Genomic DNA, 8,568 nt, shown 5'->3' with positions numbered 1-8,568 from the left:
GCCCGGCGCGGCGTCCGGCCGCAGCAGGGGCGCCGTCACCGGCGCGGGTCCGCGCCCGACGGCGAGCGGGAGACGGGGCCGGGTGGTGGGACGACGAGGGCGGCCCGGCACGTGGTGACGTGCGGGGCCGCCCTCGGGACGCGTCAGCAGGTCAGCTGAACAGGTTCTTGCCGCAGTGCGGCCACTGCCCGGCGCCCGACCGGTTGTAGAGCATCTTGGCGCGCGCCGTCTGCTCGTCGGCCGAGGCCTCGGACGGCAGACCCGCACCACCCACGGCCTGCCACGTGGCGACCGAGAACTGGTAGAGGCCGTGGTACTTGCCGGTCGACGACACGGCGTCGGCACGGCCGCCCGACTCGCAGCGCGCGAGCGCGGCCCAGTTGAGCGAGTCGGCGTCGCCGCCCGCGGCGATCGGCCCGGCCTCGCCCGAGGTCGCACCGCTGCTCGCCGCGCGGGGCGCGGGCGCCGGGCGCGGCTTCGTGCCGACCTTGACGACCTCCTCGACGGGGGCCGTGGTGACGTCGTCGGACACCGGGACGCGAGACTCCTCGGCGCCGTCGACGGTCGTGACGGTCTCGACGACGGTCCGCACACCGGGGACGCCGGCCTGCGCGACGACCTTCTTGCCCGTGTACTGCGACGCGTCGTCCTCGGTGCGCGACGTGAAGGGCACCTCGGACGTCGTCGTGACGTCCTGCACCACGACCCGCTGCACGACGACCTGCACGACGCCGCCCGCGCCGTGCTGCACGCGCACGCGGTCGAGCGGCTGCAGCGTCACGCCGAGCTCGTCGAGGACCGTGCCGACGCTCGCGTCGGCGTCCGGCACGTCGCGCACGCCGCCGTCGACGAGCACCTCGGCGCGACCGTCGAGCACGAGGTCGAGCGGGAGCTCGGCGCGCTCGGCGGAGCGCGACGCGACGAGCGCGACGGTGTCGGCGCGGGTCGCGAGCGTCTCGAGCGCCTCGTCGGCCGTGAGCGCGGTCGTCCAGACCTGCTGCTCCTGGCCGTCGAGCTGGACGACGATCTCCTTGGCGTGCCGTACGACGATCTCGGCGCCGTCGGTCAGCGCGCCGGTGTGGGACACGGTGTCGCGGCCGCCGAGCTGCACGCCCTGCGCGTCGAGGAGGCCCTCGACCGAGCCGGCGAACGTCGAGATCCGCGTGACGTCGCCGTCGACGTCGAGCGCGACGGTCTTGTGGGCGTTGGCGACGGCGACGCCGCCGCCCGCGAGCACGAGCACCGCGGTGCCGGCCGCGACGAACGGCCAGCGGAGGCGGCGCAGCCCGGTGCGTGGCTGCTGACCCTGCTCCGGTCCGGAGTCGGGGTGCGGGGTGGTGACGGCGTCGGCCGTCTCGGTCGGACCGGTGTGGCGGGTCGAGAACTGCACGAGGCTCCAGCCGTCGCTGTGCCCGGGCACGGGGAGCGGCGCGGGCCCACGGGCACCGTCGGCGCCACGTGCGTCCGTGCCGCAGAGGGGTTCCCCGATCCGGCGGTCACGGCGGCCGTGAGGGACGGCCGTCGGTGTCATCCGCGAGCGACCGCACGGCGGCGACCGACCAAAGGTGACACGCGACCGTAACGGAATCGTGACCTGTCGTCCAACCCCTCGCCGACGAGACCCCCGTCACTCCCGGGGGCGCGGGGCCCTCACCTGCGGCTCAGTACCAGCCCTTGGCCTTCGAGTGCGACCACGCGCCGCACGGGTCCCCGTAGCGACCGGAGATGTACCCCAGGCCCCACGTGATCTGCGTCGCCGCGTTGGTGCGCCAGTCATCCGCGACCGACGCCATCTTGCTGCCCGGCAGCGCCTGCGGGATGCCGTAGGCGCCCGACGACCGGTTCTCGGCCGTGACGCGCCAGCCGCTCTCCTTGTCCCACAGCGACACGAGGCAGGCGAACTGGTCGTCGCCCCAGCCGCGGGACGCGGCCATGTCCTTGGCGAGCGCCTGCGCCGTGCCGGGCTCGACGGCCACGGTCGACGGGTCGGGGAGCTCCGCGGTGCCGACCCGCACCACCTGGTCCACCGGCTCGGTCGTCATGACGGACGCGACCACCGACCGGCCGACGACGACGCCGCCGACCACGTCGAGCGCGTACGTCGTGGTGCGCACGCCGGCGCGGCCCGCGTTCTTGACCACGCGGTTGCCCTTGACCAGGGACGCGTCCTCGACCTCCTGCACGGCGAACGGCACGGCCTCGGTCACGGTCTCGCCCTGCGTCGCGGCACGCGTGACGAGCACGACGAGCCCGTCGACGGCCGCCGCGTCGAGCGGCACCGACACCTGGTCACCCTCCTCGAGCACGAGGCCGATGTCCTTGAGCGCGTCGCGCACGGTCGCACCGCTGCTCACGCCGTCGATGACCTGGCCGTCGACCACGAGGTGCACGGTCTTCTGCGTGGACACCCGCAGCACGTCGCGCCCGACGCTGTCCGACCGCGACGCCGACAGCCGCACGCCGTCGCGCAGCCCCAGCTCCTCGACGGCCTCGCCGACCGTCAGCGCGGTCGTCCACACGGTCTGCGGCGCGCCGTTGACCTCGACGTCGATCTCGCGGCCGTGCCGCACGACGACCTGCCCGCTGCGGCCCACGGCCTCGTGCAGACCCGGCGCCACGAGGTCGCCGTCGCCGACGTCGATGCGCCCCGCGGCGAGCACGTCGGCGACCGTGCGACCGAACGTCTGGACCTGCACCTCGCGGCCGTCGACGTCCACCGTGACGTCCTTGTGCATCGCCGCGAACGCGCTGGTGGCACCCGCGACGAGCGCGAGGACGACCGCCTGCGCGGCGGTGCGTGCGGCCCGGGCGCGCACGCCGGTGGCGCGTCGCCCCGGCACGTGGTCGTGACGGGTCACGGTGTCCTTCGGGTCGGCGGGAGGGATCGCTGCCCTGGGAGGGTCATCGGCACGTGCACGGTCGTCCTTGACGGACGTCCCGCCGCTGCGCCGGAGAGACCGTAACCGATCCGTGACCGTCGCCACCACCCCCGGCAGCGCTCCCGCCCGCGGGCCCGCACGCGCCGCGCCGGCTCACCACGGGCCGTACACCTGCTCGGCGACCGCGCTGACCTGCGCGCACACGTCGGCGAGCGGCCGCCCGGTCACCTCGGCGACCGTGCGCACGGTGCCCGGCAGCAGGTACGGCGCGTTGGGTCGCCCGCGGAAGGGGTGCACCGTGAGGTACGGCGCGTCCGTCTCGACCAGCACGAGCGAGGCGGGCAGCTCGCGCAGCGCCGCGCGCAGGTCCTCGTTGGCCGGGAACGACACCGGCCCGGCGAACGAGCAGAACCAGCCCTCGTCGGCGCACACGCGCGCGAGGTCGACGCCACCCGAGAAGCAGTGGAACACCGTGCGCTCGGGGGCCCCGTCGCGGCGCAGCACGTCGACGACGTCGTCGTGCGCGTCGCGGTCGTGGATCTGCAGCGCCAGCCCGAGCTCCTTGGCGAGCGCGACGTGCGCCCGGAACGCCTCGCGCTGCACCTCGCGCCCGCGCGGCCCGGCGCGGAAGAAGTCGAGCCCCGTCTCGCCGATCGCCCGCACGCGCGGGTTGTCGCGCGCGACCGCCGCGACGGCCGCGAGCGCGTCGTCGAGCGGGACGTCGTGCCGCGGCTGCGGGTCGGGGTCGAGGCCGTCGGGCGCGACCTCCCGGACCCCCGCGTGCAGCACCGCCTCGTTCGGGTGGATCGCGACCGCGCCGAGCAGCGCCGGGTGCTCGCACACCACCGCGTCGGTCCACGCGACCGCGTCGAGGTCGCAGCCGACCTGCACCATGCGCGGCACGCCCACCGCGGCCGCGCGCGCGAGGTGCGCCGCGAGGTCCGGGTGCGCCGCGGCGTCGGCCGGGTCCCAGCCGTCCGCGCGCCAGCCGACGACCGACTCGAGGTGCGTGTGGTCGTCGACGACGGGCGACGGGAGGGGCTCGGGCGGCGGGGGCCAGCCCCGTTCGCGCTGCTTGCGTGCCACGTCAGGCGTCCCGGGTCAGGACTGCCGGAGCCGCTCGAGCTCCTCCTCGACGATCGCGTCGTCGAGCTTGGTGAACACCGGTGTCGGCTTGTCGACCTTGGTGCCCGGCACGACCGCGCGCGGCTGCCACGTGCCGCGCACCGAGCGGTAGTCGCCCGTGATGACCGGGTAGTGCCGCGTGTCGTCGTCGAGGTCGGTGACCTCCTCGATGCGCGGCTGCGGCGAGAACGTGCCCGTGCCGCCGAGCGCCTCGTGCACGGCCTGCGCGCTGTGCGGCAGGAACGGCGCGAGCAGCGTGTTGAGGTCGCTCACGGCCTGCGTCGTCGTGTGGAGCACCGTGGCGAGCCGCTCGCGGTCGTTCTTGAGCTTCCACGGCTCGGTCTCCGAGACGTACCGGTTCGCCTCGCCGACCACGCGCATCGCCTCCTGCAGCGCCTGGCGCTGCCGGTGCGTGCCCACGAGGTCGCCCACGCGCCCGAACGCGGTCGTGATCTCCGCCGTCAGCGCCTCGTCGACCGCCAGGCGCGGCCCGGGCGTCGGGATCTCGCCGAAGTTCTTGTGCACCATGCTCGCGGTGCGGTTCACCAGGTTGCCCCAGCCCGCGACCAGCTCGTCGTTCGTGCGGCGCTTGAACTCCGCCCACGTGAAGTCGACGTCCTGCGTCTCGGGGCCTGCCACCGAGATGTAGTAGCGCAGCGCGTCGGGCTGGTAGCGCGCGAGCATGTCGCGGACCAGGATCACGAGACCGCGCGACGTCGAGAACTGCTTGCCCTCGACGTTGAGGAACTCGCTCGAGACCACCTCGGTCGGCAGGTTCAGCAGCCCGTACGGGCCGGGCGCCCCGCCCTTCGACCCGCGACCGGCGTAGCCGAGCAGCTCGGCCGGCCAGATCTGCGAGTGGAACGTGATGTTGTCCTTGCCCATGAAGTAGTACGAGCGCGCGTCGGTGTCGTTCCAGAACTGCCGCCACGCCTCGGGGTCGCCCGTGCGACGCGCCCACTCGATCGACGCGGACAGGTACCCGATGACCGCGTCGAACCACACGTACAGGCGCTTGCCGGGGTTCTGCTCCCAGCCGTCGAGCGGCACGGGGATGCCCCAGTCGATGTCGCGCGTCATGGCGCGCGGACGCACGTCGTCGAGCAGGTTGAGCGAGAACTTCAGCACGTTCGGGCGCCACTCGGTGCGCGTGCGCAGCCAGTCCCCCAGCGCGTCGACGAACGCCGGCAGGTCGAGGAAGAAGTGCTCCGACTCGACGAACTTCGGCGTCTCGCCGTTGATCTTGCTGCGCGGGTTCTTCAGCTCGATCGCGTCGAGCTGGTTGCCGCAGTTGTCGCACTGGTCGCCGCGCGCGCCGTCGTACCCGCAGATGGGGCACGTGCCCTCGATGTAGCGGTCGGGCAGCGTGCGGCCCGTCGACGGGCTGACCGCGCCCATCGTGGTGCGCTCGACCATGTAGCCGTTCTTGTGCACCGTGCGGAACATCTCCTGCACGACCGCGTAGTGGTTGCGCGTCGTGGTGCGCGTGAACAGGTCGTACGACAGGCCGAGCTGCGTGAGGTCCTCGACGATCACCCGGTTGTAGCGGTCCGCGAGCTCCTGCGCGGTCACGCCCTCCTTGTCCGCCTGCACGAGGATCGGCGTCCCGTGCTCGTCGGTGCCCGACACCATGAGCACGTCGTGCCCCGCCATGCGCATGTACCGGCTGAAGACGTCCGAGGGGATGCCGAAGCCGGCGACGTGACCGATGTGGCGGGGGCCGTTCGCGTAGGGCCACGCGACGGCCGACAGGATGCGGGACATGCGTCGATCCTAGGTGCGCGGCCCGTCGTCCTCGACGTCGTTCCCGCGGTCCGGACGCCCGTCGCCCGCGGCCCGCGGCGTCCCGGGGCCGCGGGTCGGCGCGCGCCCCAGGTCGACGTGGCGCGCGGTGGGCTCCGAGACGTCCCACGCGAGCCCGTCGTCGGCGCGCGCGCCGGCGACGCCGCCGGGCGTGGACCGCGGCGCAGGGGCGACCCGCGGCAGGGGCTGGGTGTCCTCGTCGCCGACCGGGGCGGCGGCGCTCGGCCCGGCCACGAGCGCGACCGCCGCTCCCGGCCGCGTGCGCACGCGCGTCCGTGGCCCGGCGGGCGGTGCGACGGGCGGTGCGGCGGGCGCCGCGACGGGCGGTACGACGGGCGCGTCGACGGCGCGCGTCGGGTTCCCCGCCGCGGGGCCGGGGTGCGCCCGGCCGTCGTCGGACCGCCCGACGGGCGTGAAGAGCAGCGCGCACAGGTCCCGGTACGTCGCGTCGGGTCGCGCGACCCAGCCGATGCGCCGCAGCGCCTGGTCCTGGCCCGCGGACTCCAGCAGGAACTCCCCGTACCCCAGGAGCTGGCCCAGCACCGACCGCGAGTAGCGCATGTCGGTGACCTTCATCAGCGGCATCATCGCGACCTGGTGCGTCACGAGCCCCGTGAGCAGGAGCATCCGCTTGTCGGTCGCGACGAACCACTCGACGCGCCACAACAGCAGCCGCCACCCGAAGCGGCCCAGGGCCGCGACCCACAGCCACCACACCACCAGCGCCCGGTCGCCGAGCGCGGGCTGCAGCAGCGCCGTGAGCCACCCGCACAGCGCGAAGACCACGGTGGCGCTCGCCGCGGGCTCGAGCAGCCTGGCCCAGTGCCGCCGCGTCGCGAGCACGACCCGCTCGCCCGGCAGCACGTACCGCCGCAGCAGCCGGTGGGCCACGACGGTCCCCGTCGCCTCGTCCGCCGTCACGTCGTCACCCCGCCCGTCGTCTCGCCCGCGTCGGTCCCGGGTCAGGACGTGAGGTTGCCGAAGAACGTCGCGAAGCCGCGGAACGCACCCGCGACGAAGTCCCAGACCGACCGCACGACGTCGGCCGCCTTGTCGGGGCTCGTCACGACGGCGTAGACGAGGAAGATCACGACGATCCACATGAGGATGCTCTTGGCCCTCGTCGGCATGCTGCGTTCCTCCGGTGCTCGGGTCGACGCCGCCGGTCGCGGGGCGGCCGCCGGAGGCGCGGGCCGCCGGCGGCGCACACAGTACAGATCCCGACGATCCGCCCGAACAGGACACGCGGGCGCCGATCCTGACTCTCAGCGTGCGCTCACGCGCGACGTGTGCGAGAGGGCGTGCTGGGTCCCCCGCGCGAGAGCGTGCGGGGGCCCCGTCCGGCCGCGCCGGCCGGGGACGTGGGCGAGCGGCGGCTCAGCCGACCGTGACCCTCAGGATGCGGTCGTCGCCGTCGCCCGGGTCGCCCCGCCCGTCGGTGTTGCCGGTGAGCACCCACAACGACCCGTCGGGGGCGACCTCGACCGCGCGCAGCCGGCCGTGCTCACCCGCGAGCAGCGGCTGCGGCGTCCCGAACCCGGCGGCGTCGGCCGCGGGGTCGTCGAGCGACGCGGGGTCCACGGGCCGCAGCGGGACCCGCCACAGCGTGCGCCCACGCAGCCCCGCGAGGTAGACGCCCTCGTCGGTGACCGCGATCCCCGAGGGGGACGCGTCCGACGTCGCCCACACCGCGACCGGGTCGACGAACCCGTCGTCGGCACCGCCCTGCCCCTCGACCGCCGGCCACCCGTAGTCCGCCCCGGCGTGCAGCACGTTGAGCTCGTCCCACGTGTCCTGCCCGAACTCGGAGGCCAGCGCGCGGCCGTCGGGCGCCCAGCCGACGCCCTGCACGTTGCGGTGCCCGCGGGTCCACACCGGCGACGTCGGGTCGGGGTTGCCGGGCGCGGGCGCGCCGTCGGCGGTCACGCGCAGCACCTTGCCGCCCAGGCTCGCGGGGTCGGGCGCGAGACCGGTCGTGTACGTGTCACCGGTCGTGACGTAGAGGTGGCCGTCGGGCCCGAAGGCGAGCCGCCCGCCGTTGTGGTTGGCGCCCTTCGGGATGCCGTCGAGCACGACCCGCGTCGGGCCGAGCGTGGTGCCGTCTAGCGTCGCGCGCAGCACGCGGTTGTCCCGCGCGGCGGTGACGTACAGCACGACGTCGACCGGTCCGTCGGCCGCACCGGGCACCACCGCGACACCCAGCAGGCCGCCCTCGCCGCGCGGCACGGTGACGGCCGCGACCTCGTCGGTGCCCGGGCCCGTGACGTCGGTGACCGTGCCGTCGGAGGCGACGAGCACGGCCCGCGCCTCGTCGCGCAGCGTCACCAGGGCCCTGCCGTCGGGCAGGAACGCCAGCCCCCACGGCGCGTCCAGCCCGGTCGCGACGTCCTGCACCGACGTGACGGCCACGGTCGGCACGTCCCGGACGGCGGGCGCGGGCGGGCTCGTCGACGCGTCCGCAGGGGTGGCGGTGGCCTCCTGCGACGGGGCCGTGGGCGACGGGGCCGCGGCGGTCGGCGTCTCCGCCGGGGTCGCACCGCACCCCGCGAGACACCCCGCGAGCGCCAGCACGGCCACGAGCGCCAGGGCCGCGACCGGCGCCGGACCGGTGCGGGGCGCGGGCGCGGCGACGCGCGGGGTGCTGGGCGCGGGCGCGGCGACGCGCGGGGTCCGGCCACGGGCCGCCGTCGTCCAGCGTCGCCTCCGCGTCGTCACCATCGACCCACTGTGCCCAACGCCCGCCGCCCGCGCACCCCCTGCT

7 protein-coding genes are annotated in these 8,568 nt (G+C 75.3%); all 7 read right to left on the bottom strand.

The window, feature by feature from the left end; translation table 11 throughout:
- Window positions 1–151: 151 nt before the first annotated feature.
- The gene (locus tag ATM99_RS15840; protein ID WP_062103807.1) at window positions 152–1,420 is read right to left on the bottom strand and encodes a resuscitation-promoting factor; all 1,269 of its coding nucleotides are present in this window, start codon (window positions 1,418–1,420) and stop codon (window positions 152–154) included.
- A 241-nt stretch (window positions 1,421–1,661) separates the two neighbouring features.
- Entirely contained in the window at window positions 1,662–2,858 is a 1,197-nt protein-coding gene (locus ATM99_RS15835; protein ID WP_082659898.1) for a ubiquitin-like domain-containing protein, read from the bottom strand.
- A 174-nt stretch (window positions 2,859–3,032) separates the two neighbouring features.
- Window positions 3,033–3,965: a TatD family hydrolase gene (locus tag ATM99_RS15830; protein WP_062103806.1), complete on the bottom strand. Its 933-nt coding sequence runs from the start codon at window positions 3,963–3,965 to the stop codon at window positions 3,033–3,035.
- Window positions 3,966–3,980: 15 nt separating this feature from the next.
- Complete coding sequence (gene metG, locus ATM99_RS15825; protein ID WP_062103805.1) at window positions 3,981–5,768, bottom strand: methionine--tRNA ligase; 1,788 nt, start codon at window positions 5,766–5,768, stop codon at window positions 3,981–3,983.
- 9 nt (window positions 5,769–5,777) lie between these two features.
- Window positions 5,778–6,728 carry a PH domain-containing protein gene (locus ATM99_RS18720; protein ID WP_223305188.1) on the bottom strand — a complete coding sequence of 317 codons (951 nt, stop codon included), beginning with the start codon at window positions 6,726–6,728 and terminating at the stop codon, window positions 5,778–5,780.
- A 41-nt stretch (window positions 6,729–6,769) separates the two neighbouring features.
- A complete protein-coding gene (locus ATM99_RS19475; protein ID WP_190278858.1) occupies window positions 6,770–6,937 on the bottom strand; it encodes a hypothetical protein in 168 nt (55 codons plus the stop codon).
- Between the two features lie 247 nt (window positions 6,938–7,184).
- Entirely contained in the window at window positions 7,185–8,525 is a 1,341-nt protein-coding gene (locus tag ATM99_RS15815; protein ID WP_190278857.1) for a sorbosone dehydrogenase family protein, read from the bottom strand.
- Window positions 8,526–8,568: the final 43 nt, after the last annotated feature.

This window comes from Cellulomonas sp. B6, from assembly GCF_001462455.1.
GTDB lineage: Bacteria > Actinomycetota > Actinomycetes > Actinomycetales > Cellulomonadaceae > Cellulomonas.
This window is presented reverse-complemented; position numbering and strand designations above follow the sequence as displayed.

Coding starts and splice junctions, on each gene's coding strand:
- ATM99_RS19475 (WP_190278858.1), bottom strand. CDS start 6,937: ATGCCGACGAGGGCCAAGAGCATCCTCATGTGGATCGTCGTGATCTTC.
- metG (WP_062103805.1), bottom strand. CDS start 5,768: ATGTCCCGCATCCTGTCGGCCGTCGCGTGGCCCTACGCGAACGGCCCC.
- ATM99_RS15815 (WP_190278857.1), bottom strand. CDS start 8,525: ATGGTGACGACGCGGAGGCGACGCTGGACGACGGCGGCCCGTGGCCGG.